Source organism: Phytohabitans rumicis (assembly GCF_011764445.1).
Taxonomy (GTDB): Bacteria; Actinomycetota; Actinomycetes; order Mycobacteriales; family Micromonosporaceae; genus Phytohabitans; species Phytohabitans rumicis.
In genome coordinates this window covers 685,946-711,916 of sequence record NZ_BLPG01000001.1, presented here as the reverse complement: position 1 = coordinate 711,916, position 25,971 = coordinate 685,946, and the positions used below count along the sequence as shown (strand labels likewise).

The 25,971-nt window shown below is 70.8% G+C and carries 18 protein-coding genes; 8 read left to right on the top strand and 10 right to left on the bottom strand.

What is annotated here, in order from left to right; genetic code table 11:
• Nucleotides 1–106: 106 nt before the first annotated feature.
• A complete protein-coding gene (locus Prum_RS03055) occupies nt 107–886 on the top strand; it encodes a hypothetical protein (RefSeq protein ID WP_173073762.1) in 780 nt (259 codons plus the stop codon).
• Complete coding sequence (locus tag Prum_RS03050; protein ID WP_173073760.1) at nt 772–6,759, top strand: LamG-like jellyroll fold domain-containing protein; 5,988 nt, start codon at nt 772–774, stop codon at nt 6,757–6,759. Before Prum_RS03055 ends, Prum_RS03050 begins: the two co-directional genes overlap by 115 nt.
• A gap of 167 nt (nt 6,760–6,926) precedes the next feature.
• Here Prum_RS03050 and Prum_RS53540 read toward each other — a convergent pair whose 3' ends face one another.
• The gene (locus Prum_RS53540; protein WP_281368832.1) at nt 6,927–7,061 is read right to left on the bottom strand and encodes a hypothetical protein; all 135 of its coding nucleotides are present in this window, start codon (nt 7,059–7,061) and stop codon (nt 6,927–6,929) included.
• Between Prum_RS53540 and Prum_RS03045 the strand changes: the two genes are divergently transcribed.
• Complete coding sequence (locus Prum_RS03045) at nt 7,062–12,515, top strand: RHS repeat-associated core domain-containing protein (protein WP_218576978.1); 5,454 nt, start codon at nt 7,062–7,064, stop codon at nt 12,513–12,515.
• Between the two features lie 75 nt (nt 12,516–12,590).
• Nucleotides 12,591–13,397 (top strand): MIP/aquaporin family protein, encoded by an 807-nt coding sequence (locus Prum_RS03040; RefSeq protein ID WP_173073757.1) that lies wholly within the window; start codon nt 12,591–12,593, stop codon nt 13,395–13,397.
• Nucleotides 13,398–13,485: 88 nt separating this feature from the next.
• Here Prum_RS03040 and Prum_RS03035 read toward each other — a convergent pair whose 3' ends face one another.
• Nucleotides 13,486–14,337: a helix-turn-helix transcriptional regulator gene (locus Prum_RS03035; protein ID WP_173073755.1), complete on the bottom strand. Its 852-nt coding sequence runs from the start codon at nt 14,335–14,337 to the stop codon at nt 13,486–13,488.
• 86 nt (nt 14,338–14,423) lie between these two features.
• Here Prum_RS03035 and Prum_RS03030 point away from each other — a divergent pair, with 86 nt between their 5' ends.
• Nucleotides 14,424–15,206 carry an SDR family NAD(P)-dependent oxidoreductase gene (locus tag Prum_RS03030; RefSeq protein WP_173073753.1) on the top strand — a complete coding sequence of 261 codons (783 nt, stop codon included), beginning with the start codon at nt 14,424–14,426 and terminating at the stop codon, nt 15,204–15,206.
• Here the strand turns inward: Prum_RS03030 and Prum_RS03025 are convergent.
• Complete coding sequence (locus Prum_RS03025; protein WP_173073752.1) at nt 15,203–15,697, bottom strand: YcxB family protein; 495 nt, start codon at nt 15,695–15,697, stop codon at nt 15,203–15,205. The genes Prum_RS03030 and Prum_RS03025 overlap by 4 nt on opposite strands.
• Before the next feature lie 96 nt (nt 15,698–15,793).
• On the opposite strand from Prum_RS03025, the gene Prum_RS03020 reads away from it, so the two are divergent.
• A protein-coding gene (locus Prum_RS03020) for an IS5 family transposase (protein WP_371871180.1) occupies nt 15,794–16,689 on the top strand; the annotation gives its coding sequence in 2 pieces (ribosomal slippage) (nt 15,794–16,147 and nt 16,150–16,689; 894 coding nt in all).
• A 23-nt stretch (nt 16,690–16,712) separates the two neighbouring features.
• On the opposite strand, the gene Prum_RS03015 is transcribed toward Prum_RS03020, so the two are convergent.
• Both Prum_RS03015 and Prum_RS03010 read right to left on the bottom strand, forming a co-directional pair.
• On the bottom strand, nt 16,713–17,282 hold the full coding sequence (locus tag Prum_RS03015; protein ID WP_178132636.1) for a hypothetical protein: 570 nt from the start codon (nt 17,280–17,282) through the stop codon (nt 16,713–16,715).
• 43 nt (nt 17,283–17,325) lie between these two features.
• Nucleotides 17,326–17,484: a hypothetical protein gene (locus Prum_RS03010; protein WP_173073750.1), complete on the bottom strand. Its 159-nt coding sequence runs from the start codon at nt 17,482–17,484 to the stop codon at nt 17,326–17,328.
• 84 nt (nt 17,485–17,568) lie between these two features.
• On the opposite strand from Prum_RS03010, the gene Prum_RS03005 reads away from it, so the two are divergent.
• Nucleotides 17,569–19,512, top strand: a complete 1,944-nt coding sequence (locus Prum_RS03005) for an AAA family ATPase (RefSeq protein WP_173073748.1) — start codon at nt 17,569–17,571, stop codon at nt 19,510–19,512.
• Nucleotides 19,513–19,530: 18 nt separating this feature from the next.
• Here the strand turns inward: Prum_RS03005 and Prum_RS03000 are convergent, their stop codons facing one another.
• Nucleotides 19,531–19,929: a DUF7144 family membrane protein gene (locus Prum_RS03000; RefSeq protein WP_173073746.1), complete on the bottom strand. Its 399-nt coding sequence runs from the start codon at nt 19,927–19,929 to the stop codon at nt 19,531–19,533.
• A 141-nt stretch (nt 19,930–20,070) separates the two neighbouring features.
• The gene (locus Prum_RS02995) at nt 20,071–20,637 is read right to left on the bottom strand and encodes a DoxX family membrane protein (protein ID WP_246277610.1); all 567 of its coding nucleotides are present in this window, start codon (nt 20,635–20,637) and stop codon (nt 20,071–20,073) included.
• Nucleotides 20,638–20,837: 200 nt separating this feature from the next.
• Here Prum_RS02995 and Prum_RS02990 point away from each other — a divergent pair, with 200 nt between their 5' ends.
• Nucleotides 20,838–21,344: a methyltransferase domain-containing protein gene (locus Prum_RS02990; protein ID WP_218576977.1), complete on the top strand. Its 507-nt coding sequence runs from the start codon at nt 20,838–20,840 to the stop codon at nt 21,342–21,344.
• Here Prum_RS02990 and Prum_RS02980 read toward each other — a convergent pair.
• The 3 genes from Prum_RS02980 to Prum_RS02970 are packed head-to-tail and all read right to left on the bottom strand — an operon-like array spanning nt 21,341 to nt 25,709.
• A complete protein-coding gene (locus Prum_RS02980) occupies nt 21,341–23,056 on the bottom strand; it encodes a GAF domain-containing sensor histidine kinase (protein ID WP_371871350.1) in 1,716 nt (571 codons plus the stop codon). The two genes, Prum_RS02990 and Prum_RS02980, sit on opposite strands and share 4 nt — an antisense overlap.
• A 15-nt stretch (nt 23,057–23,071) precedes the next feature.
• Nucleotides 23,072–25,462, bottom strand: a complete 2,391-nt coding sequence (locus Prum_RS02975; RefSeq protein WP_246277607.1) for a phosphoketolase family protein — start codon at nt 25,460–25,462, stop codon at nt 23,072–23,074.
• A gap of 19 nt (nt 25,463–25,481) precedes the next feature.
• Nucleotides 25,482–25,709 carry a hypothetical protein gene (locus Prum_RS02970; RefSeq protein WP_173073744.1) on the bottom strand — a complete coding sequence of 76 codons (228 nt, stop codon included), beginning with the start codon at nt 25,707–25,709 and terminating at the stop codon, nt 25,482–25,484.
• Nucleotides 25,710–25,971 lie beyond the last annotated feature (262 nt).

The window sequence follows — 25,971 nt, the reverse complement described above, 5'->3', positions numbered from 1 at the left end:
GCAATCGACGGTGGCGAACGTCCTTTCACGACGGGCCGGTCGGTGACAGGCATGTGAAAGGCGGGCGCTGCGACCCTTGCGCGGATGGTTGAGCCAAACGGGGGTCATGGTGCGCAGGTCGTCGTCGCTGCTCGTCCTGGCGTTGCTGGCTTCGCTGCTGGCGGTGGTGACGTCGTCCGCGCCGGCACCGGGGCCGCGGCGCGGGCCATTGGTACGGGAGGCGCCGGACACGGCGCGCGCGGTGCAGGCGGCGTACGCGCAGGGGGCGCCGGTGCGGGTCGCCGACCTGACCACCGGCACGCGGGTCGTGGACGCCCTGCCGGACGGCACGCTGAAGGCCACCCTGGACGCGCGGACGGCGCGGATCCGGCAGGACGGCCGTTGGGTCGAGGTGGACACCACCCTGGTACGCCGGGCGGACGGCGCGGTCGTGCCGCGCGCCGTCGACGTGGACCTGGTGCTGTCCGGCGGCGGGTCGGCGCCGATGGTGCGGTACGCCCGGGCCGGCAAGGGGATCGCGCTGACCTGGCCGGGGCGGCTGCCGGCGCCGGTGCTCGACGGGCCGGCCGCGACGTACCCGGCGGTCCTGCCGGGCGTCGACCTGGTGCTGCGGGCCGAAGTGGACGGTTACACGCAGCACCTGGTGGTGCGGTCCGCCGCGGCGGCGAAGCAGCCGGCGCTGCGCCGGATCCGGCTGGGCCTGGCCGCGACGGGCGTGCGGGTCACGGCGGGGCGGGACGGCGGGCTGGAGCTGCGCGACCCCCGGGCGCCGTGGTCGCCAGCGCGCCGCCGTCGGCCATGTGGGACAGCGCCGGCGGGTCCGCGGTCGCGGCGGTCACAGTGGACCGCCGGTCCCTCACCCTGGTTCCGGACCGGCGGCTCCTGACCGGCCCGAGCACCGTGTACCCGGTGGTGATCGACCCGGGCTGGACGACGCCGTGGCGCAGCGGCTGGACGAAGGTGTTCTCCGGCAAGCCCGGCGGCGCGCACTGGAACGGCGTCAACGACGTCGACGGCTGGGGCAAGGTCGGCTACTGCGGCTGGGCCGGCTGCAACGGCATCGGCACCACCCGGTCCTACTTCCAGTTCGAGACCGCGTTCCTGGCCGGCAAGCGGATCCTGTCCGCCGCGTTCAACGCCACCATCGTGTACGGGCCGAGCTGTAACACCCGCAACCACCAGCTCTTCATGGCGAACGCGGTGATCCATGGCGGCACCAACTGGCAGAACGCCCCGCCGGGCTGGCATGTCGGCACCGCCCCCGCGGGCAGCAACTACGGCGGCTGCGGCGGCAACAAGCCGATCGGCTTCGACGTGCGCCACGCCCTCTACACCGGAGGCCCGTCCGCGTACTTCCTCAAGGCCGAAGACGAGGGCGACAAGTACGCCTGGCGCAAGTACGACGCCAACGCCACCACGCTCGTGGTGAACTACAACAGCCCGCCGAACGCCCCGTACGACCTCGGCACCGACCCGCCGATGCGGGCCTGCCGGTGGTGCGGCGGAACCCCGTACCTGGGCAATGACACCGTCCGGCTCAAGGCGCGACTGTCCGATCCGGACAACGACCTGGTGAAGCCGATCTGGGACATCTACGGCGGGCCGTCGACCGACCACCGGGACCGGGGTCCCTGGCAGGGCTCCGGCGCCTTCTTCAGCACGGACCTGGACCTGACCGTACGGGACGGCCAGCACATCACCTGGACCGTGTGGGCGGCGGACGGCCACGACGGCGGCCCCGCGCTGACCGGGCCCGGCTTCATCGTCGACCGGCAGAAGGTCACAGTGGAGCCCGGCGTCGAGGCCCGGGTCTACGACGACGACAACCGCTGGCACGGCGGTGTGGGCGTGCCGGACACGTTCACCTTCGACGCCGCCGGCGTCAACGACATCGACCACTACTTGTACGGCTGGCGGGACGAACCGTCGACCAAAGTGGACGCGTCCGCGCTCGGCGGCCCGGCCACCGTCACGCTGAGCCCGCCCGCCGACGGCCCGCAGACGCTGTACGTGCAGAGCGTCGACCGGGCCGGACATCGCAGCCCGACCAGCAAGCACCGGTTCTACGTGCGGGCGGGCAACGGCCCGCTGGCGCAGTGGCCGCTGGACGGCAACACCGAGGACACCGCGATCCTGGGCGACCGGGACGGCACGCTGAGCGGGAGCACCAGCTACGAGAAGGCAGCGGTCGGCACCGGGCTGCGGCTGGGCGGCGCCGGCCTGATGTCGGCACCCAACGCGGTCCGCACCGACGCCAGCTTCTCCGTCTCGGCGTGGGTGAAGCTCGACAGGGTCGACGACACCTGGCAGACCGTGGTCCAGCAGAACGGTGCCCAGACCTGCGCGTTCTGCCTGCAGTACCAGGGCCGCGACAAGCGCTTCGTCTTCGTGCTGCCGCAGACCGACTCGACGAGCCCGCCGGGCTGGGACATGGTCAGCGCGCCGGCCACGCCGGTCGCCGGGCAGTGGACGCACCTGGCCGGCATCTACGACGACGCGGCCAAGCGGATCCGGCTCTATGTGGACGGTGAGCTGGCCGGCACCAGGGAGCGCAAGACCCCGTGGCACGGGGCGAACCCGGTGTACGTCGGCCACGGCCTCGCCGGTGTGGTCGACGAGGTGCGGCTGTACGACCGGGTGCTGTCCGACGCCGAGGTACGCGCCGCGGTCAGTCAGGACGACGTCCAGGTGGGCCACTGGAAGCTCGACGAGCAGGAGGGGACGACCGCGGCCAACGAGGTGCCGGGCGGGATGGCCGGCGTGTTGTCGGACGGCGCCGCGTTCACCAAGGACGGCGCGGTCCGCGGCGCGGTCGCGCTCAACGGCGGCACCGGCCAGGTCGCCACCGGCGGGCCGGTGGTGCACACCGACCGCAGCTTCTCCATCGGCGGGTACCTGCGTTTGGGCCAGCTGCCGCCGGCGACGCAGACGTTCACCGCGCTGTCCCAGGACGGCGCCTGGGTCAGCGGCTTCCTTCTCGGCTACCGCAACGACGCCGGCGGGCGGTGGGAGCTGTATGTGCCGTCCGCCGACGCGGCCGGCCGGCCGGCCGACGAGGTGCTGCGCAGCTCCGTCGCGTACCAGCCGAAGCCCGACCAGTGGACGCACGTGTTCGCGGTGTACGACGCCGCCGCCAAGCAGATGCGCCTGTACGTCGACGGCGAGCTGGTCGGCGCGGCGGCCCGGACCAAGGGCTTCGACGCCGGCGGTCCGATGGTCGTCGGCCGGGGCCGCTGGGACGGGCAGCCGGCCAATCCCTGGCCGGGCTCCGTCGACGAGGTACGCGCGTACAGCCGGGCGCTGTCCGCCGACGAGATCAAGGGCATCCTGGGCCGGGACGGCGTACCGGCCGGGCTGTGGCGGCTGGACGGCACCGCCGACGACGCGTCCGGGAGCGGGCGCGGCACGCTGCACGGCTGGCCGACCTGGGCGGCCGGGCAGTCGATGTACCCCGACCCGGCCGACCTGGCCGTGCAGTTGGACGGCTACGACGACCATGTGAGCGCCGCCAATGTCGTGGACACCAGCCAGAGCTTCTCGGTCGCCGCGTGGGTGCGCCTCGACGAGGCCGGCAAGTGGTCGACCGCGGTGTCCCAGGACGGCGCCCACGCCAGCGCGTTCTACCTGCAGGCGATGGAGGACGGCCACTGGTGCTTCTACGGGTCCAGGGAGGACAAGCTCGACCCGCCGGGCGCCCGGGCCAAGAGCAGCGGGCTCGCCCAGCTCGGCGTCTGGACTCACCTGGCCGGTGTCTACCGCAAACAGAGCCGGCAGGTCGAGCTGTACGTCAACGGCGTACTGGCCGGCACCGCGCCGCACGACGGCAACTTCAAGGCCGGCGGCGGCCTGCAGATCGGCCGGGCCCGGCACAACGACAGCAGCGTCGGCTTCTTCCCCGGCGCCATCGACGACGTCGCCGTCTACAGCCGCCCCCTGTTCGCCGACGAGATCAAGGTGATGGCCGGGCGGGACCTGTCGCTGGTGCACAACTGGCGGCTGGACGAGTCCAGCGGCGGCAACGCCGCCGACGCGGTCGGCGCCCGCACGGCGAAGCTGTCCGGCGGAGCGCGCTTCGGGGCCGGGCGGGTCGGCAACGCCATCGAGTTCGACGGCCTCGACGGTGCCGCCAGCACGACCGGCGTCGACTTCCGCCCCGGCCAGGCGTTCACGGTGGGCGCCTGGGTGTACCTGCCGGACCGCAACTGCGACCTGGACGAGCACGAGAGCTGCCGGATGGACGCGGTGAGCGTCGACGGCGGCCAGCGGAGCCTGTTCCGGCTCGGCCACCTGGTCGACGACCTGCAGCGGCGCAAGGGCGCCTGGGTGTTCGAGATGCCGGAGCCGGACACCGGGCGGGTCACCCGGGCCGCGCTCACCACCGACCCGACCGAGGTCGAGACATGGGTGCACCTGCTGGGCGTGTACGACCCGGCGGCCAAGAAGATCTGGCTGTACGTCAACGGCACCCGGCTCGGCGAGGGCACGCTCAACACACCGTGGACCGTCAGCGGCGGCCTCCACATCGGACGCGGCACGGCCAACGGCGCGGCGGCGGCGCACTGGAAGGGCCGCGTGGACGACGTCCGGACCTACACCGGCGCGCTGGACAAGGAGCGCATCCTCAGCCTCGTCACCTCGTACCCGGCCCAGATCGGCCCGGACACGCTGCCGGCCGCCGACGGCGGCCGCTGGGAGTTCGACGAGGGCAGCGGCACCACCGTCGACGACACCAGCAGCCACGGCCTGCCGGCCACCATGACCGGCGGCGCGGAGTGGTTCAGCGGCCGGACCGGGCAGGCCGCCTGGCTGGACGGCTCCTCCGGGTACGTCGAGACGGCCGGCCCCGCCCTCGACACCGGACGAAGCTTCACGGTCACCGCGTGGGCGTACCTGACCGAGACCAATGTGGACCGGACCGTGGTCGGCCAGGACGGCAACCGCAACAGCGCGTTCCGCCTGCAGTACCGGGCGTCCGACAACAAGTGGGCGGTGGTGGTGCCGACCGCCGACACCGACAACGCGGGCGACCTGGTGCTGACCTCGGCCCAGTCGGCCGCCGCCCACCACTGGATGCACCTGGCGGTGGTGTACGACGCCGACGCCCACCAGCTCCGGCTGTACGTGAACGGGCTGCTGTCGGCGGCCCAGGTCGACGTGACCGTGTGGCGCGCCGGCGGGCCGTTGTCGATGGGTCGGGCCCGGCTCAACGGGCGCAACGCCGAGTTCTTCGCCAGCGGCATCGACGACGTGCGGGCCTATCCGCGGGCACTGTCCGACGGCGAGGTGCGCACGGTGCACGACGACGCCCGCGCGGTGGACTACAGCGTCTGGCGGTTCGACGACGGCACGCCGAAGGACTACAACTGGGCGCACAACGACCTGACCGCCGCCGGCGCCGCGACGTTCGGCCCCGGGGTGAGTGGCAAGGGTCTGCGGCTGGACGGGACCACCGGCGCGGCCACGTCCGCCTGGACCGGAGTGGCGACCCGGGACAGCTTCACGGTGTCCGCGTGGGCCAATCTTTCCCGCACCGACCAGGCCGCGACCGTGCTCGCTCAGGACGGCGGTCGGACCAGCGCGTTCACCCTCCAGTACCGGCCCGAGGCGGGGCGCTGGCTCTTCGGCGCGCGAACCCAGGACGCGGACGGCGCCGACCTGGTCTACGCGGCGTCGCGGGAGGCGCCGACGGTCGGGCAGTGGACGCACCTGACCGGCGTGCACGACTACGCCGCGCGCCAGCTCCGGCTGTACGTCAACGGCGAGCTGGCCGGGGTCCGGGACGGCGTCGCGCTGTGGGCCACCGACGGCGTCTTCACCGTCGGGCGGAGCAAAGTGGACGGTGAGCCGGCGGAGTTCTTCCCCGGCACCGTCGACGAGATCCGCACCGACGTCGGCATGGCGACCGACGAGCAGATCGCCCAGCGGGCGGTCTGGCCCAAGCCGATCGGCGGCCAGCTGGGCCGGTACGTCGACAGCGCCGGCGAGCGGTATTCGGCCGGCACCGACGGCGACGCGCGCCCCGGCTACACGTACGAGACGACGCTTGGCACGCTGGTGCCGTCGCCGCACCCGCACACCACGATGCTGTACGCGTGCCGGTCCGGGGCCGACGGCTTCACGTCCACGGACGCGGCGTGCGAGGGCGCCGCGGTCGCGGGCGAGGTCGGCCTGGTGTACGCGGTGCCGCCGCCGAACTTCACCACGCTGCCGGTGTACCGGTGCCGGACCGCCGCGGACCGGTTCGAGTCGCTGCGGGCCGACTGCGAGGGGGCCACGAAGGACGGGGTGCTCGGGTACGCCCTGCCGTACGGTGCGCTGGCCCGTTACTACGGGCCGACCTGGGACCACGTCACGACGTTCGACGGCAGCCCGGTGCTCCCGCCCGGATACTGGCAGGAGGGCACCCAGGGGTGGGTGGCGCTCAGCCCGCTGCCCGGCACCCAGCCGCTGATGAGCTGCCGGGACGGCCACGACCAGTTCCTGTCGCTGGACCCCGGGTGCGCGGGCAAGACGGTGTTGTCCGGCCTCGGCCACCTCTGGAGCGAGGAGCCGAGCGGGGTGGCCAGCATGGCGCTCTACGCCTGCCGGATCGGCGGCGAGGCGTACACCTCGGTGGCCGAGGACTGCGAGGGCTACGACGTCGTGGGCCGGCTCGGGTACGTGCTGATCGGCCCGCCGGACGAGGAGCCGCTATTCGAGCCGCCCACGGAAGAAGAGCCGCCCACCGACGAGCCGCCGACCGAAGAAGCGGGGGAGTGACCCATGCGCCGTACTGTGGCGGCCGAAGCCGTCCTGATCCTGACCGTCGCCGCGAACCTGGCCGTGGCCCCGTCCGCCGCGTTGGCGAACGGACAGCCCTCCGTCCCGCTGCCGGGCACGCCGTCGGTGCCGGCGGAGCAGCAGCACATGGCGTCCCGAGCCGACGATCAGGCGACCAGCAGCGCCCTGTCCGGCGACCAGGACCCGGACGCGACCACAAAGGACGGAGCGGGCACGCCGACGGCGACGCCGCTCGCCCCATCGGCGACGTGGCAGGTGTCCGCGCAGACCGGCGACTTCACGTGGTCGTACCCGCTGCGGGTCCCGCCGGCCCCGGCGGCCTGGAGCCGGACCTGGCGCTGTCCTATGCCTCATCCACGGTGGACGGTCACACCAGCGCGACCAACAACCAGGCGTCCTGGGTGGGCGACGGCTGGGACCTGTCGCCCGGGTTCGTCGAGCGGGTCTACGGCGCGTGCGCCGACGACACCGGCGGCGGCACCACCCCGCCGAAGGTGGGCGACCTGTGCTGGCGCAGCGACAACGCGGTCGCCGCGTACAACGGCGGCGGCGGGATGCTGATCTGCTGCGACGGCGAAGGCCGGTGGCGCGCCAAGAGCGACACCGGCGCGCGCATCGAGCGGCTGACCGGCGCCGGCAACGGCGACGACGACGGCGAGCACTGGAAGATCACCACCACCGACGGCACCCAGCTGTTCTTCGGCTCCCGCCCGGAGGCGAAGTCGACGTGGACGGTGCCGGTGTTCGGCGACGACGCTGACGAGCCGTGCCACGGCGCCACCTTCGCCGCCTCGCACTGCGTCCAGGCGTGGCGATGGAACCTCGACAAGGTCGTGGACCGCAACGGCAACCACATCGTCTACACGTACGAGACCGAGACGAACTCGTACGGCCTGAACGTCAAGGACACCGCGGCGTCCTATGTGCGCGGCGGAACCCTGCGCAGGATCGAATACGGCGTGCGGGACGGCCAGGCCGCCACCGGCCGGGTGGAGTTCGCGGTGGCCGACCGGTGCGTCCCGGGCAGCACCTGCACCCTGGCCAAGAAGGAGAACTGGCCGGACGTGCCGCTCGACCACCGGTGCGAGGCGGCGACCTGTCAGGACCACCACTCGCCGACCTTCTGGTCCACCAAGCGGCTGGCGAAGATCACCACCCAGGTATCGCGGGATGGCGGGTTCGCCGACGTGGACTCGTGGACGCTCGATCAGCAGTTCCCCGATCCAGGTGACGGGGAGCAGGCCGCGCTGTGGCTGAAGGGCGTCACGCACACCGGCCACGTCGGCGGGACCGCGTCGCTGCCGGCGGTGCGGTTCGAGGGCACCGCGTACCCCAACCGGGTCTACAAGGTGGACGGTCTGGCGCCGCTGAACCGGTATCGCGTCACCGGGGTGGTGTCGGAGTCCGGCGGCGTGCTGTCGGTGAGGTACGCCGACCCGGACTGCAAGGCCGGCGAAAGCATGCCGGCCAGCCCGGAGACGAACACCCTGCGCTGCTTCCCGATGACGTGGGCGAAGAAGGACTTCGCGGAGCGCACCGACCACTTCCACAAGTACGTCGTGCAGAGCGTGACCCAGTCCGACCAGATGGGCTCGTTCAGCGAGCAGGTGACCGAGTACGAGTACGTCGACGGGGCGGCCTGGCACTACGACACGTCCGAGTTCACCAAGGACGACAAGCGCACCTGGAACGAGTTCCGCGGCTTCAAGACGGTACGCGTCCGCACCGGCAAGCCCACCGATCCGAGCGGGCCGATCGGCAAGACCGAGCTGCGCTTCTACCGCGGCATGCATGGCGACAAGTTGCCCGCCGGCACCCGGACCGCGCAGGTGCGGCCGAGCGACGGACCGGCCCGCGAGGACGAGGACTGGCTGCGCGGTGTCCACCTGGAGTCCATCACCTACGACGGCGACACCGACACGGTGGTCAGCAAGAGCATCGACGAGCCGTGGTGGCACGGCCCGACCGCGACGCGCGGCAGCTTCAAGGCGTACGTGGTGCGTACTGGCGCCACGGAGGCGTACACCGCGCTCGCGGCCGGCGGGTGGCGCCGGACCCGGACCGAGACCAGCTACACCGACCGCGGCCAGGTGACCCGGGTCAACGACCTCGGCGACACGGCGACCCCGGCCGACGACCTGTGCACCCACACGACGTACGCGGTCAACACCAACCGGTGGCTGCTGGACTTCGTATCCCACACGGAGACCGTTTCCGTCCACTGTGGCCAAACGCCGGTCTTCCCGCGCGACGCCGTCCGCGACACCCGCGTCTCCTACGACGGGCAGGAGTTCGGCGTGGCGCCCACGGCCGGTAACGCCACCAGGGAGGAGGCGGCCAAGGAACGCCCGGCCACCGGCCCGGTGTATGCGACCACGGCCACCAGCAAGTACGACGCGCACGGCCGGGTGGTCGAGTCGGCCGACGCGCATGGCCGGGCCAGCACCGTGGCGTACACGCCGGCGACCGGCGGGCCGGTCACCCAGACCGTCGCCAAGAACCCGCTCGGCCACGCGGTCACCACGACCCTGGAGCCGGCCTGGGGCCAACCCGTCACCGTCGTCGACGCCAACCGGCGCAAGACCGAGAGGGCGTACGACCCGCTCGGCCGGCTCGTCGAGGTGTGGCTGCCCAACCACCCGAAGGTGTACGAGGACGTCAGCTACGAGGGCAGCGCGAAGTTCGCGTACCTGATCCGCAACGACGGGCCGTCCGTGGTGACCACCACCGCCCTCGGCCCGAACGGCAACTACACCACCTCGAAGGAGATCTTCGACGGGCTGCTGCGGCCGCGGCAGACGCAGCGGCCGGCGGTGGGCGGCGGACGCCTGCTGACCGATACCCGCTACGACTCACAGGGCCGCGCCTACAAGACAACCCAGCCGTACTTCAACGACGCCACGGTGGACGACGATCTGTGGGTGGCGCACGACGCGGACGTGCCCGGCCTCACCGTCACCCGTTTCGACGGAGCCGGCCGCACCATCGGCCAGATCTACCAGGCCGGCGCGTTCGAGCGGTGGCGCACCACCACGGCGTACGGCGGCGACCGGGTGCACGTGACGCCGCCGGCCGGTGGCACCGCCACCACGACGGTCACCGACGCCCGGGGCCGGGCCGTCGAACTGCGCCAGTACCGGGGCGGGACGCCCGACGGCGGCTACGACGCGACGACGTACGGGCACACGCCGGCCGGCCAACTGGCCCGGGTCACCGACCCGGCCGGGAATACCTGGCACTTCGGGTACGACCTGCGCGGCCATCCGACCACGATGGACGATCCCGACAAGGGACCGTCCACTCTGGCCTACGACGTGGCGGGCCAGCTCACCGGCAGCACCGACGCGCGCGGCGTCACACTGTCGTACGCCTACGACGCGCTCGGCCGCCGTACCTCGGTGAAGAACGGCGCCAGCACGCTGGCCGAGTGGACGTACGACACGGCGACCAAAGGCAAGGGCCAGCCCGCGTCGTCCACCCGGTACGCCGGCGGCGCCGCGTACACCCGCACGGTCGCCGGCTACACCCCGCTGTACCAACCCGACGAGATCAGCGTGACGATACCGGCGGCGGAGCAAGGGCTCGCCGGCACCTACACGACGTACTACAGCTACAACGTGGACGGCAGCCCGTACGGCACCACCCTGCCGGCCGCCGGCGACCTGGCCAAGGAGACCGTCTCCTGGGCGTACGACGACCAGGGCCTCCCGCTGCGGTCCTGGGGCGGCCCGGACGGCGGCGGCACGACCGAGTACGTCACCGCCACCGACTACACCCGCTACGGCGAACCGGCCCGGGTGCAGTTCGGCGAGACCGGCAAGCGGGTCTGGCTGTCGCACTACTACGAGAGCAGCACCCGGCGGCTGGAACGCACCATTGTGGACGCGGAGGTGCCGCGCCCCATGCAGGCCGACGTGCGGTACGCGTACGACCCGGTCGGCAACATCACGTCAATCGCGGACGCGGCCGACGTGCAGTGCTTCCGCTTCGACCACCTGCGGCGGCTGACCGACGCGTGGACGCCCGCCGGCGGCTGCGAAACCAACCCGGTCCAGGCAGCGCTCGCCGGCCCGGCCCCGTACCAGCAGTCGTTCACGTTCGACGCCGCGGGCAACCGGCTCACCGAGCGGCGCCGTGACCCGAGCGGCGAGACGACCCGGGAGTACGCATACTCCGCTCCAGGCGCGCACGACCTGACGTCCGTGACCAGCACCGGCCCGGCCGGCACCACCACGGACGCGTACGAGTACGACGCGACCGGCAACACCACGCGCCGGCCCAACCAGGCGCTGGACTGGGACGCCCAGGGCCGCCTCGCTAAGGTCACCGAGGCCGGCAAGACCACCGAGTTCGGGTACGACGCGGACGGTGAGCGCCTGATCCGCCGCGACCCGGCCGGCCGTACGCTCTACCTGGACGGCCAGGAGTTGCGGCTGGACAAGGCGAGCGGCAAGAAGACCACCACCCGGTACTACCCGCACGGCGGCAGCGTCGTGGCGTTGCGCACCGCGGCCGGCGTGACCTGGCTCGCCGGCGACCACCAGGGCACCGCTCAGATCGCCGTGGACAGCGCCACGCAGCAGGTGGTCCACCGTCGACAGACGCCGTTCGGGCAGGCGCGTGGCGCGGCGGTCACCTGGCCGGGGGAGAAGGGTTTCGTCGGCGGCACGGTCGACGGCTCCACCGGCCTGACCCAGCTTGGCGCGCGCCTATACGACCCCGGCATCGGGCGGTTCGTCAGCGTCGACCCGGTCATGGTGCTGACCGACCCGCAGCAGATGCACGGGTACGCGTACGCCAACAACAGCCCGGTCACCTTCAGCGACCCCACCGGGCTGGCGCCCTGCTCCGGGCCGGACGGCGTGGGCTGTGGGATGGACAAGAAGATCCAGAACTTCTGCGGCGGCCCGTTCTGCGGCCCGAACGGCAAGCAGGTCAGCTCCAGCGGTTCGAGCGGGGTCCCGTCCCGGTCGGGCTGTGGCGGCCGCGGTTCGTGCGCACCCAGCGGCGGCCCGATGCGGACCGGCTGCGGTGGGCGAGGCTCATGCGGCCCGAACGGCCGCGGCGGGGTGACGGTCCCGGCGCCCAAGCCGCCCACCGTCCACGATGGATGCGAGGTCGACGAGGGCGCCCTCTACGCCGGCGAGACGGTCTGCAAGGGTACGACCAAGCCGGCCGGGTCGGGTGTGGGCCATCTCGTCCTGGACGGATGCGGGATGATCCCGGTCGTAGGCGAGCTGTGCGACGGGGCGAACGCCATCTGGTACCTGACCGAGGGCGACTTCGCCAATGCCGCGATCTCCGGTGCCGGGATGGTGCCCATCGGCGGCCAGGCCGCCACCGGCGGACGCGCAGGATTGAACATCGCGGACGCCATCACGGCTTCGGTCAAACCCAGCAAGACAGCCTCGCCGGAGGGCTGGGCCGTGGACATCCGGGTGCCACCACCGCCACCGGGCAGCACGATCACCAACAGCATCGGGGAAAACCCCATCCCGCGCGGCGCGAACAAGGCCGGCGACGTACACGGAAACATCATCATGGTGGGTGGGAAGGTCACCGGCGACGTGTACGGCAACGTGTTCCAGACCGGCGGAGCGGTCATCAACGGCAACGTCTACGGCAACGTGATCCAGGTTGGCGGAGGCACCATCACCGGCAGTGTGCACGGTGGACTGATCGTGCAGATTGGCATTGTCGATGGCCTGATCCGGTTCGGGCGCGGGTGGTTCTAGGAGCCTGGTAAAAGTGCCCACCGGGGCACTTGTATGGCAGTAGGCTTTACCTGCGTCGACTCGGGGGTGAGGGCGATGACTGAGGTGACCGGCAATGCGGATCAGCAGCGCGCGGACGCTGTCAGACGCAGGTATCTCATCCGGTTCGAGGAGGACACGCTCAGGCAGCGTCCGTTGTGGATCCGCGTGATCATCGAATTTATCGGCACGTTCGTGCTCGTGACGGTCGCCGCCGGCTCCGGCGTGATCAACCAATACGTCGGCGGCGGCCCGATCAGCAGGACGGCGGCGGTGATCGCGCCCGGCGCGGCGGTGATGGCCATGATCTACGCTTGGGGCCCGCTGTCCGGGCTGCACATCAATCCGGCGGTCACGTTCGCCTTCGCCGGCCGGCGGGTGTTCCCGATGTCGTGGATACTGCCCTACCTGGCCGCTCAGTTGGCCGGTGCCGTGGGCGCCGCACTGTTGCTTCAGCTCCTGTTCGGCGACGTCAGCGCGGGCGGTACCTATCCCATCGCCAAGCCGGGCGGTGACTGGCGCTCGTTCATCATGGAGATCGTCCTTACCGCCATTCTCGTCAGCATCATCCTCAACACCGCTACCGGGCACCGGAGCATCGGCCACAACGCCGCCATCGCGGTCGGCGCGACGGTCGCGCTCCTCGGCCTGTTCGCCAGCCCGATCAGCGGCGCCTCCATGAACCCCGCCCGATCACTCGGACCCGACATCGTCGGCAACGACTACACCGGCTGGTGGGTGTACATCGCGGGTCCCGCCATCGGCGCCGCCATCGCAGTGGTGATCATCGCGCTGGTCCGGGGTCTGCCGGACAAACAGGAGCAGGAGGCCGCTCAGGGCGGCGCCCTGCCGCTGGAGCGCTGACACATCCGTCCGAAGTGGAGCGTCTGACATAGTAGCTGGCCGGCGGGGCGCTGACGCGGTCGAGTCCGGGCCTGACTGACCTGCGGCGCTACCGCAGATAATCGCTGGCCCCGGCGCCAAGTACGTTCAGCAGAGCCAGAGCCTCGGCGCCCGGGGATCCCGGTGGCGCGCTGTAGAGCACGAGGTGTTGGCCGCGGTCCGTGAGCGTGAGCTTGTCGCAGTCGACGGTGACCTCCCCGACGACCCGATGCTGGAAGGTCTTCGTGAGCATCGGCGCGGCCTGTACGTCGTGCCGCTCCCAGAGCCGGGCGAAGTCGGGGCTGCCGTCGCGGAGTTCGTCGACGAGGCTGATCACGGTGGGATCCGTCGGGTAGCGGGCGAGGGTGACGCGGAGCTCCGTGACGACGTGCTGCCGGAATTCGGCGGCGTCGGAGATCCCGTACAGCGTCGTGTCCGGCCGCGCCGACGGGAGGAATGCCAGGCGTGCGAGATTGCGGTCTTTGGGGGCGAGCACGGAGAAGTCCTCCATGAGCGCGGCCGCGAGGTCGTTCCACGCGAGCACCTCGAACGCGGCGGACATGACCAAAGCGGCCGTCTGGGGCAGCCGTTCGAGGAGCGCGAGGACGCTCGGGCGAACGTCGCGCCGGTGCAGCCGGGCACGGGTCGGCGCGGTACCCGCGAGGACATGGAGGTGGTCGGACTCGGCGTCGGTGAGCCGCAGCGCGCCTGCGATCCCGGCGAGGACCTCGCCCGACGGCCGCGGCGCCCGGCCCTGCTCGAGCCGGACGTAGTACTCCGTGGAGATGTTCGCGAGGACGGCGGCCTCCTCGCGGCGCAGACCCGGCGTCCGGCGTCGCGGTCCGGACGGGAGGCCGACGTCCTGCGGCCGGAGCCGCTCGCGACGGCTACGGAGGAACGCCCCGAGTTCCTGCTTGTTCATACCCCAAGTCTGCACATCGCGCGGCGACGGATCCTGGTACAGCCTGTGCCTGCATCCGGCCTGCAGGCCAGCCTGACACTGTCGTCATGACCAACAACATTGACGTCGCACCCATCGGCCTGCTCACCGGCAAGGTTGTGTTCATCACCGGCGCCAGCCGCGGCATCGGTGCGGCCGCGGCCCAGCTCTTCGCCGCCGAGGGCGCCGCCGTCGTGCTCGCCGCCCGCAGCACGGACGCCCTCGGCCGCATCGTCACCGAGGTCCGCGCCACCGGAGGCGTCGCCGACGCCGTCACCCTGGACCTCGCCGACCGTGCGAGCATCCGCGCGGCGGTCGACCGCGTCGAGGAACTGCACGGACGGCTCGACGGCGCCTTCAACAACGGCGCGGCGATCCAGCAGCCCGGCCCGCTCGACACCACGAGCGACGAGGATATCGACGCGCAGTTCGCCGTGAACTTCCGCGCGCACTGGACCGCTATGACCGCCGAGGCCGCACTCATCCGACGCAACGGTGGCGGGGCGATCGTCAACACCTCGAGCATCGGCAGCCGCCGTGCCAACCCCGCCCTCCCCGCATACGCCGCCATGAAGCGCGCGCTGAACAGCATCACCGAGACCGCGGCCGTTACGTGGGGCCGTCAGGGCATCCGAGTGAACGGCATCACCCCCGGCGGCACCGCCACGGAGATGATCGACGCGTGGGAGGCGGTATCCCCGGGCATCATCGAGCGCCTTATCGCGGCGACCCCACTCGGCCGCATGGCCGAGCCCCGCGAGGTGGCCGAGGTGGCCGCGTGGCTGCTGAGCGACCGTGCCTCGATGGTGACCGGTGCGATCGTGCCGGTCGACGGAGGTGCCGGCGCCTAGGAGTTGAGCAGCCCATGCTCGGCCATGAAGGTGCCTAACGTCTCGGCGTCTTCGGCGGTCATGAATTGGCGTGGGATCACGGTCGCCGGCATCCGTCCGACGTACACGATCCAGAACTCAGGGGTGTCCACGACCCGATCGACTCCGTCCCAGGCAATTCCGGCGGATTCGGAGCCGCTGTACATCATGATGTTGTCGTCGGTGATGTCGTAGCCGCCGGCTACGGCGTAGCGGCTGGAGCGGCGTCGGGCTCTGAAGCGCACCCACGGCGAGTACAGCAGGACGAGCAATCCGCCAAAGGCCAGCGAGAAGCAGAACGGCGAGATCCGCTCACCCCAGTCGACCGCCCGCGAGACAACCAGACCGATCAGCCCAACCGCCATCAGGACAGCGCCGACGTAGCCGTACCTACGCAGCCGAGCCCGGCTGAGTACCGCGGCTACACGGCCCGGATAGGCCGGATCGGCCGGGACCTCGAATCGGATACGCACGCCAGAACGATAGTGCCCCGCGTCCCCTCAACGGCGCCCGACTCGTATCGCGCCTAGGGCGTGTCTCCTGGATCTTGGAGTGAGGATTCGGTAGAGATGTCCGTCGTGAGTGGACGTTTTGAGCTGACAGAGGTGGAGTACGTTCAGATCGCGTCGCTGCTGCCGGTGATGAAGCCGCAGCGTGGTGGGCGGTGGCGGGATCACCGGCAGGTGATCAACGGGATCTTGTTCCGGGTCCGTACCGGTGTGCCGTGGCGGGACGTACCGTCCCGGTACGGGCCGTGGAAGACGCTGTACAAGCGGTTCACCCGTTGGCAGGAGGACGGGACCTGGGCCCGGATCGAGGCGGCGTTGCAGGCCGACGCGGACGCTGCCGGCCAGTTGCAGTGGCACGGTAACGCCGATTCGACCATCGTGCGTGCTCACCAGCATGCCGCTGGGGCCCGTAAAGGGGGCTGAGCAGCGGTGACGCAGCGCGACGGGAGGGACTCGGCAAGTCCAGGGGCGGGTGGACGACGAAGATCCATACGATTGGGGAAGGCCGAGGCCGGAACCTGGCCAGTCACCTGACCCCGGGCCAGGATTCCGACACCCGCCAACTGGTACGCCTGCTGGACTCGGTCGCGGTGGCCCGTCCAGATGGGGTCGGCCGGCCGCGTAAGCGGCTGGACTCGTTGGCCGCGGACAAGGCGTACTCGTCCAAGGCCAACCGGGCTGCGCTACGCGCCCGGCGCATCCCGCACGACATCCCGGAGAAGGACGATCAGAAAGCCAACCGGACTCGCAAAGGTAGCCGAGGCGGCCGTCCACCCACCTTCCGACCGACCCGCTATCGGGACCGCAACACCATCGAACGCCTGATGAACCGCCGCAAGCAGTTCCGCGCTGTGGCCACCAGATACGACAAGCTCGCGTGCCGCTACCGCGCCACCGTCCAGATCGCCGACATCTTCATCTGGCTACGCGCCAAGCCCGACCGACGCAACCCATGATCCAGGAGACACGCCCTAGATCATTATGGCTGGTTCAGTCGTTCGGACGCCTCACGGTCGGACGTCGTCAGCGAGGGCGGCTGGCGGCGGGGCGACGCCGTTCCCTCGGGATGGCGTCCCAGCGTGCCGCCGATGTAGAACGGCAGCTCCTCCAGGGAGCGCCCCATGGACCGACGGATCGCGTTCAGCAGGACCAGCTGCGCCGCCGCCGCCGGACGCGACGACTCGGTCAGAACCTCTTCGTCGACCGGATTCGCGACGGGGTCCCGCGTTGCCACCGCGTCGAGGAAGACGCCGACAGCGTTCCCGAACGCGTCGATCGCCCGCGCCACGCCCAGCGGAGCGACCAGGCTCGCGGAGGTGAGCGAGACGCTCCAGGCACCCCAGTCGACGTCGGCCGGCGTGCGGTCCAGGTGCGCTCTCCTCAGCGTCATCATGAACCGGGCGTACTGCGAGAACAGCTCCTCGTATGCTCGCAATTGCTTGTCGCGCAACCAGTGCCGCTCCTGGACCCGACGGGTGACCACACCGCCCACCAGAACGCCGAGCGTCGCCGAGAGCGCACCGCCGAACGTCGTAACGATCACTGTCACCGTATCCACGACACAACAGTCTGGCAGCGAGGTACGCAGGAAACTAGATCACGGGTTTGGTAGGCCACGCGCGCTGGCAGGCCGGCGTCGCCGATGCGGCGGCGGTCGTGACCAACCCGGCGAGCGTGGCGGTTTCGGCCATGATGCCGATGTGGCCGCGGCGTGGCACCACCACCAGGCGGGCGTTGGCCGCGGCTGCCAAGAACTCACCTCCCTGCTGGTCGGCCGCTGAACGTCCTCGCCAGCGGTGTCACGGCGCGTTGCCGGGTGTGAGTAATCTTCGCGGGTGCGCAATTCAGTGGAGATGGCCCGGTTGATGGACCGGCTCGGTTCGCCGCACCTGGTCAGAGGGTCCGACGTGGAAACTGCGCTGGCGTTGACGGCGCCCGGGTCGGTCGGGCCGGGCGGCCTGATGATCGCGGGTGGACCGGGAGCCGGCAAGAGTGCGTTGGCTCGGCGTGTGTTGGAACGTCTCCACAGTGATGGGTGGGCGGTGGCCGTGCTGGCGGGCCGCTGGTACCCGGTGGATCTGTTCGCGGCTGCGGCCAAGGCGCTGGATGCCTGGGCGGGTGACTTCCCGCAGCGTGGGGACGCATCCGAGATCCTGGACGGCGGTGCACCGCATTGCGCCAAGTTCCAGACCATCCAGGAGTTGCTGAAACAGGCGCCGTTCGCGCTGCTCTTCGACGATTTCGACCGCAATCTCGGGTCCGAGGGCTACCTCGACCCCGGCTTTGCCGAGGCGTTCGACCGGCTCTGCGGCTCCGCCGGCCGGGGCCGGATGCTGGTCACCAGCCGGGTTGCGCCGCCGCCGTCGGCGGCCACGGATCGGCTCCGTCCGCTGCGCCTCACCCCGGCGGACGAGACCGTCGGCGCCGAGCTGGCGGCCTCGCTACCATATCTGTCCACGCTCGACTCGACCACGAGGCAGCGCGTGGCCGCCGTGGTCGCGGGGCATCCCCGGTCATTGCAGCTCGTCGATGCTTGGTTGGGTGCTGCCAGGGTGGACCCGGCCGAACGACTCGCCGCTGTGCTGTCCCACACCGCATCGCCGTCGGGAGCGGCGCTGCTCGAACTCGTCATGGCCGAACTGAGCGCTGCGCAACGCGAGATGCTTCTGCAAACGGCGCTGGCTACCTTCCCACTGACCGCCCGGGACGTGGCGGTCGCGTGCGATGCCAGCGACCCGAGCCTTGAGCAACGGCAGTCACCCGAGCGGGCGGCCGTTGACGCGGCGGCCGAGGGCATGGCTCGGCTTGCCGAACTCGGGCTGGTGAAGGCGTGGACCGACACCGACGGCGACACCGTCGTCCTCGCCGACCGCTGGGTCGCCGAAGGGCTCGCGCCTCACCAGGGCGAACAACTCGCCGCCCGGCACGAGCGCGCGCTCAACATGCACTACGCCGAGACGCACAGCGACCGGCGCACGTACGACGACTATGTCGCGGTCACCCGCCACCTGGCCGCCGTCGACGGCATGGGCGACCTGACGAAATTCACCCTCGACCTGACCAAGTACCGGGAGGGCGACTATTCGGCGATGGCGCTACTGGGCGAGGTGATTCCTACGGTGCCGGCCGGCAACGGCCACTACCTGCCCCTGCGGGAACGCCAGATCACTACGCTGATCCGGGGCGGCTACATGACCGCGGCGCGCGAAGCCGGCAAACGCACGCTGCGGGCGGTGACCGGATGGGCAGCCACCCATCCCCAGCGGGACGAGGCCCGATTCTGTCTCGGCGCCGCGCACAACCTCTACGGCGTCGCGCTGCTGCACGGCGGTGACCTGGCCGCCGCGGAGCCCATCTTCACGGCCACGGTCGAGATCTACCATGAACTCGGTGCGGAGCACCCCACCTCGTTCGAGGCCCAGCGGCGGCTGGGCTACGCGCTGGAGCATCTGGGTGAGGTGTATCTCGGGCTCAATCGGCCGCAGGACGAGGACATTCTGTACAAGACCCTCGCCGAGTGCGTGTTCGTGCGGACCCAACTCTTCGAGGCCGACCCCAGCCCGGACACTGCACTCATGGCCGGCCCGTCGATGCAACGCCTCGCCGACCTGGCCGAGCGGACCGGCGACCACGACAACGCTCGATCCCTGCTGCGCACCCGCCTGGCAATGGTCGAGGCGATCGCGCAGGCGTACCCCGACGACGAGGACCTAGCCGAAGAACTCGCCGCTGCCCGGGACAGACTCGCCACACTGACCGCCGCACCCGCAGGAGAGTGAGCGGAAATCGGGTCATTGTCAGGGTTCGGTCATGTCGCGGCCGTGAACGGTGAGCGCCCAGATCACGAACGCCGACGCGACGACGATGAGGACCGCCCACACCGGATACCAGGGCAGCCAGCCGAACCCGACGATCGCGGCGATGAATGCCATGATGACACCGACGGTACGAGCCCAGACCGCACCCGACACGAGGGCGAAACCAGCCAATAGCACCAGAACCCCGAGGATCAGGTGGATCCAACCCCACGTGGTCGTGTCGAACTTGAAGACATAGTTTCGGGTCGTTACGTAGAAGTCATCGTCAATCAGGCCGGCCAGCCCTGCGATGATCCACCAACTGCCGATAAGAACCATCATGAACGCGGCGAACGTAATCCACGCGACCGCCGCTCCGCTGCGGGTTCGTTCAACCATCCCACTGCCTCCTTGCCCAGTCGCTCCGCCGCCGAGTGTCGCGCCCGCGGGCGGCGGCGACATCATCCCCAGCGGGTGGCTTTCATGGCTCCACCAAAGGGGCGCCACCCGGAACCGGGTGACGCCCCTCGTCGATGGTGGTCACTTGAGCCAGGGTTCGCGCTTGACGATCGGGAGCGTGGCCCACCACCTGCCGAGGCCGAGGGTGGTGCCGGCACCGATGAGGGCCAGGCCGACCAGGACGCCGGCGTTGATGAGGTGGTCGTCCAGGAACGGGTTGTTGTCCGGGGGCAGGACGACGGTCCACATCATGACGTACAGGACGCTGCCGGCGGCGGCGGCGATCCGCATGCCGATGCCCAGGATCAGGGCGGTGCCGATCGCGGCCAGGCCAATCATGAAGAGCCAGTCGGCCCACGCGTCGCCAGCGACGCTGTTGTAGAAGTCCTGGAACGGGCCGGTCGCCGCGTTGGCGAGGAAGCCCTTGGTCGGCGATCCGCCGTTGATCCAGGCGTTCTTCTCCGCCGTCTCGTGACCGAGGCCGAAGGTCTTGTCCAGGAACGCCCACAGGAAGGTCCAGCCCAGGGCGATGCGCACCCCGGCCCAGACGTACCGGGCGGCCTTCTGGGCGGTGGTTTCGACCGCCGGGACCGCGGGGGCGGTCTTCGGGGCCGTGGGGTGCTCGGCCATCGCGGTCATGGTCTCCACGTCCTTTCTCGGGTTTCCCGCGCCGTTCGGCGGGTCACCTACAGTCCACGCCTCGGCTACAGCCGGGGCAGGGCCGGCGGGCGGGACGCGGCAGGACCTTGGACCCCTCTTGAATGGGTGGCACGACTGATGGTCCGGGGTGCCGGCACCGCACCCGTTCGGTTGACTTCAGGTCGACCTGAAGTCACACACTCGTGCACATGACCGGCACACACACACACCGTCCACACCGACGCCGACACGCTGATCCGGGTGCTCGACGCCGCGGAAACCATGCCCGCCGCCGCGCTGCTGCGCGCGCGCAGCTATCAGCTCCTGCGGCTACCCCGGACGCGACGGTGCTCGACGTCGGCTGCGGCACCGGACGCGCCGTGGCCGAACTGGCCGAGCACGGTGCCCGAGCGATCGGCGTGGACCTCGACCCGACCATGCTGGCCGCCGCCCGGAGCCGGTTTCCCGGCATCGACGTACGCGCCGCCGCGGCCACGGAGCTGCCGCTGGGCGACGGGCAGGCGCACGGGTACCGGGCGGACAAGGTGTACCACGTCCTGCCCGACCCGGTGGTCGGGGAGTCCGGCTCGGCCCAGGAGGCGGGGCTGACTAATCGGGAGATCGCTGGGAAGATGTTCCTGGCCGAGAAGACGGTGAAGAATTACGTACCCAGGCGGCGGTGCTGGCCCCGGCTACTCGGTGAGCACAAGCCCTAGATCGGCACCGACCACCGGATCTCGGTGCCGGCCGGCTCGGCCGGCCGTACCTCGAATTCGCCGCCGTACTGGGCTGCCCGCTCGCGCAGGTTGATCAACCCGCCGTGCGGCTCGGCGCCTACCGCGCCGACGCCGTTGTCGGCGACCGTCACGGTCAGCCTGCCGTCCACGGCCGTGACGGTGACCTTGACCGCGGTGGCTCGGGCGTGCCGGGCGGCGTTGGACAGCGCCTCCCGGATGACCGCGAGCAGGTCCGGGCGCAGGTGGTCGGGGACCGCGCTGTCGACCGGGCCGGACAGGCGCAGCTCGGGCCGGAAGCCGAGCGGGCCGGCGGCCTCCGCGACGAGGTCGCGGATCTCGGTGCGCAGTGCCGCGCTGACCGGGGTACGTAGCTCGAAGATCGCGGTGCGGATGTCGCGGATGGTGGTGTCGAGGTCGTCGATGGCTCCGCTGATCCGTTGGGCCACGTCGGGCCTAGCGGCCAGCTGGGCGGTGGTTTGCAGGTGCAGTCCGGTGGCGAACAGTCGCTGGATGACGACGTCGTGCAGGTCTCGGGCGATGCGTTCGCGGTCTTCGAGTACGACTAGTTGTTCGCGTTCGTCCTGGGCGCGGGCGCGTTCCAAGGCGAGCGCGGCCTGGTCGGCGAAGGTGTGCAGCATTGGCACGTCCTCGGGCTGGCTCGACGCGCCCGGCGGCAGGGCCACCACCAGCAGGCCATGCAGGGTCTCCGCGGCGGCCAGGGGTGTGATCAGGGTCGAACCGGTGCTGATCGGCGCCGGCCAGGCCGCGGCTTTGCCGAGGTCGTCGATCACGACGTGCCCCGCACCGGAGATCGCGTCGGCGAAGGCCGTGTCGGCCAGTGGCACCACCGTGCCGGCGAGGTCGGGCGCGGGCGTGTCGCCGGCGTCGACCACCTCGACGGTGAGGTGGCCGGCCTCTTCGTCGGCGAGCATGACGAGGACGAGTTGGGCCTCGGCGACCTCCCGGGCGCGGCGGGCCACCAGCCGGAGGGCTGCGGTGCGGTCGACCTGGCCGAGCAGCACGTTGGTGATTTCGGCGGTGGCGGCCATCCAGCGTTCCCGCCGGTGCGCCGTGGCGTACAGCCGGGCGTTCTCGATCGCGACGCCGGCCGCTGCGGCGAGGGCGACCACGATTTCCTCGTCGTCGTCGGTGAACTCGGCGGCGTCTTGCTTCTCGGCCAGGTACAGGTTGCCGAAGACTTGGTCGCGGATGCGGATGGGTGCGCCGAGGAAGCTGTGCATCGGCGGGTGGTTGGGTGGGAAGCCGTACGACTGCGGGTGCTTGGTGATGTCGGGCATCCGGACCGGCCGCGGGTCCTGGATCAGCAGGCCGAGCACGCCCCGGCCGTGTGGCAGGTCGCCGATCTGGGCGTGTACCTGCGGGGAGATGCCGTGGGTGATGAATTCCACCAGCGTCCGGTCGTGGCCGATCACGCCGAGCGCGCCGTACCGGGCGCCGACCAGCGCACACGCGGCCTCGACGATCCGGGTGAGCATGCTGCGCAACTCCAGATCGCCGCCGATGCCTACCACCGCGTCCAGCAGGGCGCGTAGCCGTTCCCGGCTGGCCACCACGACGCCGACTCGGTCGAGCAACTCCTGGAGCAGTTCGTCCAGGCGCACGCGGGACAGCGGGCTCAGACCGAGCGAGGGCGAGGCCCACGGTTCTTCATGCTGGCTGGGCACGGCCAGATCGTACCCGCACGGTTACCGAGCGGTGAGGGTCCAGTCCCGGACCTCGGGCATGTCTTCGAGGTGTTCGACGATGTACGCCTCGTGCTCGGCGAGCTTCCGTTCGCACCAGGCTTTCAGCTCGGTGGCGCCGCGGGGTAGCCGTTTGGCGTTGTTGATGGCGTCCATGACGAGGTGATAGCGGGAGGTCCGGTTACGCACAGTCATGTCGAACGGGGTGGTGGTCGTGCCTTCCTCGACGAAGCCGCGTACGCGGAAGCGGTCGGCGTCGGGCCGGCCGTGGACGAGTTGGTGGATGGCGCCGGGGTAGCCGTGGAAGGCGAATACGACGTCGACGGTGTCGGTGAACAGTTCGGTGAACAGGGTTGGGCTCATGCCGTGTGGGTGGTCTTTGGGGCGGGGCAGTGTCATCAGGTCGACGACGTTGACCACGCGGACCCGCATCTGCGGCAGCCGTTGCTTGAGGATCTGGGCGGCGGCGACGGTTTCCATCGTGACGATGTCACCGGCGCAGGCCAGCACGATGTCCGGGTCGCTGCTGCCGTCGTCGGTGCCGGCCCACTGCCAGATGCCGGCGCCGCGGGCGCAGTGCGCTACGGCCTCGTCCATGGTCAGCCACTGCGGCTGCGGCTGTTTGTCGATGACGATCAGGTTGATGTACGAGCGGGAACGCAGGCAGTGGTCCGCCACCGACAGCAGGGTGTTGGCGTCCGGGGGCAGGTAGACCCGGGCGATGTCGCCGCGCTGGGTGAGCACGATCTGGATCAGTCCCGGGCCCTGGTGGGAGAAGCCGTTGTGGTCGTTACGCCAGGCCGTCGAGGTCAGCAGGATGTTGAGGCTGGGCACCCGCGCCCGCCACGGCAGGTGTCCGGCCTCCTGCAGCCATTTGCCGTGCTGCACGGTCTGTGAGGCGCTGACCATCGCGAACGCCTCGTAGGTGGCGAACATGCCGTGCCGGCCGGTCAGCGTGTAGCCCTCCAGCCAGCCGTGGCAGTTGTGTTCGGACAGCACCTCCATCACCCGCCCGTCGCGGCTGATCGCGACGTCGTCGGGGGTGACCTTCTCCATGAAGGCCCGGTCGGAGACCTCGAACACCGCGCCGAGCCGGTTGCTGTTCGTCTCGTCCGGGCAGAACAGCCGGAACCGGTCCGGGTTGCCGGCGTACACGTCGCGCAGCATTTCGCCGAGGCGGCGGGTCGACTCGGCGGGTAGTTGCGCCGGTTGTGGCACGTCGACGGCGTACTTGCGGAAGTCGGGCAGGTCCAGCGGGCGGGTCAGCAGGCCGCCGTTCGCGTGCGGGCTGGCGCTCATCCGTAGGTCGCCGTCCGGTGCCAGGCCGGCCACCAGCGCCGACGGGGCGCCAGCCTCGTCGAACAGCTCTTGCGGCCGGTACGAGCGCAGCCAGCGTTCCAGGATCGCCAGGTGATCGGGGTTGTCCCGCACCCCGGACAGGGGCACCTGGTGGGAGCGCCAGGAGCCGGTGACCTGGACGCCGTCGACCTGTTCCGGGCCGGTCCAGCCCTTGGGGGAGCGCAGCACGATCAGCGGCCACCGTGGTCTGCTTCCGTCCCACCCGTCGCCGCGGGCGGTCTGTTGGATGTCGCGGATCCGTCCCCACGCCTGGGCTAGTGCGGCCGCGAAGCGGTAGTGCATGCCGGGCAGGTCGGCGCCCTCGACCTCGATCAGGTCGTACCCGTGGCCCTGCAGCAGCGACCGCACCTCGGCGGGGTCCTTGCGCGCCAGCACCGTCGGGCCGGCGATCTTCGCGCCGTTCAGGTGCAGGATCGGCAGGACCGCGCCGTCGCGGGCCGGGTTGAGGAACGACACGCCCTTCCAGGAGCCCTCAAGGGGGCCGGTCTCCGCCTCGCCGTCGCCGACCACGGCGACCGCGAGCAGGTCCGGGTTGTCCATCACCGCGCCGAACGCGTGTACCAGCACGTATCCCAGTTCGCCGCCCTCGTGGATGGAGCCCGGGGTGGTCACCGACACGTGGCTGGGGATGCCGCCGGGGCTGGAGAACTGCCGGAACAGTCGCAGCATCCCGGGCTCGTCCCGCGACACGTGCGGGTAGACCTCGCTGTAGGTGCCCTCCAGGTAGCCGGCGGCGACCAGCGCCGGCCCGCCGTGCCCCGGCCCGGCCAGGTAGATGGCCTGCTGCCCGGTGTGCCGGATCAACCGGGAGACGTGCGCGTAGATCAGCGACAGTCCCGGGCTGGTACCCCAGTGCCCGAGCAGGCGCGGCTTGATGTGTTCGGCCGTCAGCGGTTCGCGCAGCAGCGGGTTCGCCTTGAGGTAGATCTGCCCGACCGTCAGGTAGTTGTTGGCACGCCACCAGGCGTCCAACTGCTCGACCTCGCCAGCGCTCGGGTTCGCCAGCGCCTCGACCAGATTCGTAGCCGTCGTCACAGCCGCGTTCCTTCCTGCTTCAATCGTCGATTGTCTGGGCGCCGGGCAGCCGTGGGGTGTGTGGCGGTCCGGCCACGTCCGGGTCGGCGAGGCCGAGGCGCAGTACGAGGTACGGGTGGCCGATACCGCTGATGACGCGACGCAGCGCCTCGCGGGTGGCGGGCGTTCGATGACTGAGCTGAACGGCAGCACGGTCAGGCCCTGTTCGGTCGCGGCGAGCCAGCTGGCCGACAGTGGGCATCCCCATGCCTTCAGCATGCCGGGGCGTGGTGGTGCGGGGCAGGGCCGTCGTCCCACTCAATCCGGGACCTTCGACCCATGGGGGTGGGCCGTTAGCGCGAAAGATTCGGGTCGCTATAGCGACCCGAATCTTTCACGTTGCCTTCGGCGGCGTCTGTGCCTGGAGTAGTGAGCACTGCGGGCTGTTTCGACACTCCTCTAGGTTGACAGATCTCGAAACAGCGTGCAACGCTCTGTTTTGAGAAACGTCAAGACAGCCGTTGGAGGAG

Coding starts and splice junctions, on each gene's coding strand:
- Prum_RS03055 (WP_173073762.1), top strand. CDS start 107: ATGGTGCGCAGGTCGTCGTCGCTGCTCGTCCTGGCGTTGCTGGCTTCG.
- Prum_RS03040 (WP_173073757.1), top strand. CDS start 12,591: ATGACTGAGGTGACCGGCAATGCGGATCAGCAGCGCGCGGACGCTGTC.
- Prum_RS03035 (WP_173073755.1), bottom strand. CDS start 14,337: ATGAACAAGCAGGAACTCGGGGCGTTCCTCCGTAGCCGTCGCGAGCGG.
- Prum_RS03030 (WP_173073753.1), top strand. CDS start 14,424: ATGACCAACAACATTGACGTCGCACCCATCGGCCTGCTCACCGGCAAG.
- Prum_RS03000 (WP_173073746.1), bottom strand. CDS start 19,929: ATGGTTGAACGAACCCGCAGCGGAGCGGCGGTCGCGTGGATTACGTTC.
- Prum_RS02990 (WP_218576977.1), top strand. CDS start 20,838: ATGACCGGCACACACACACACCGTCCACACCGACGCCGACACGCTGAT.
- Prum_RS02970 (WP_173073744.1), bottom strand. CDS start 25,709: ATGGGGATGCCCACTGTCGGCCAGCTGGCTCGCCGCGACCGAACAGGG.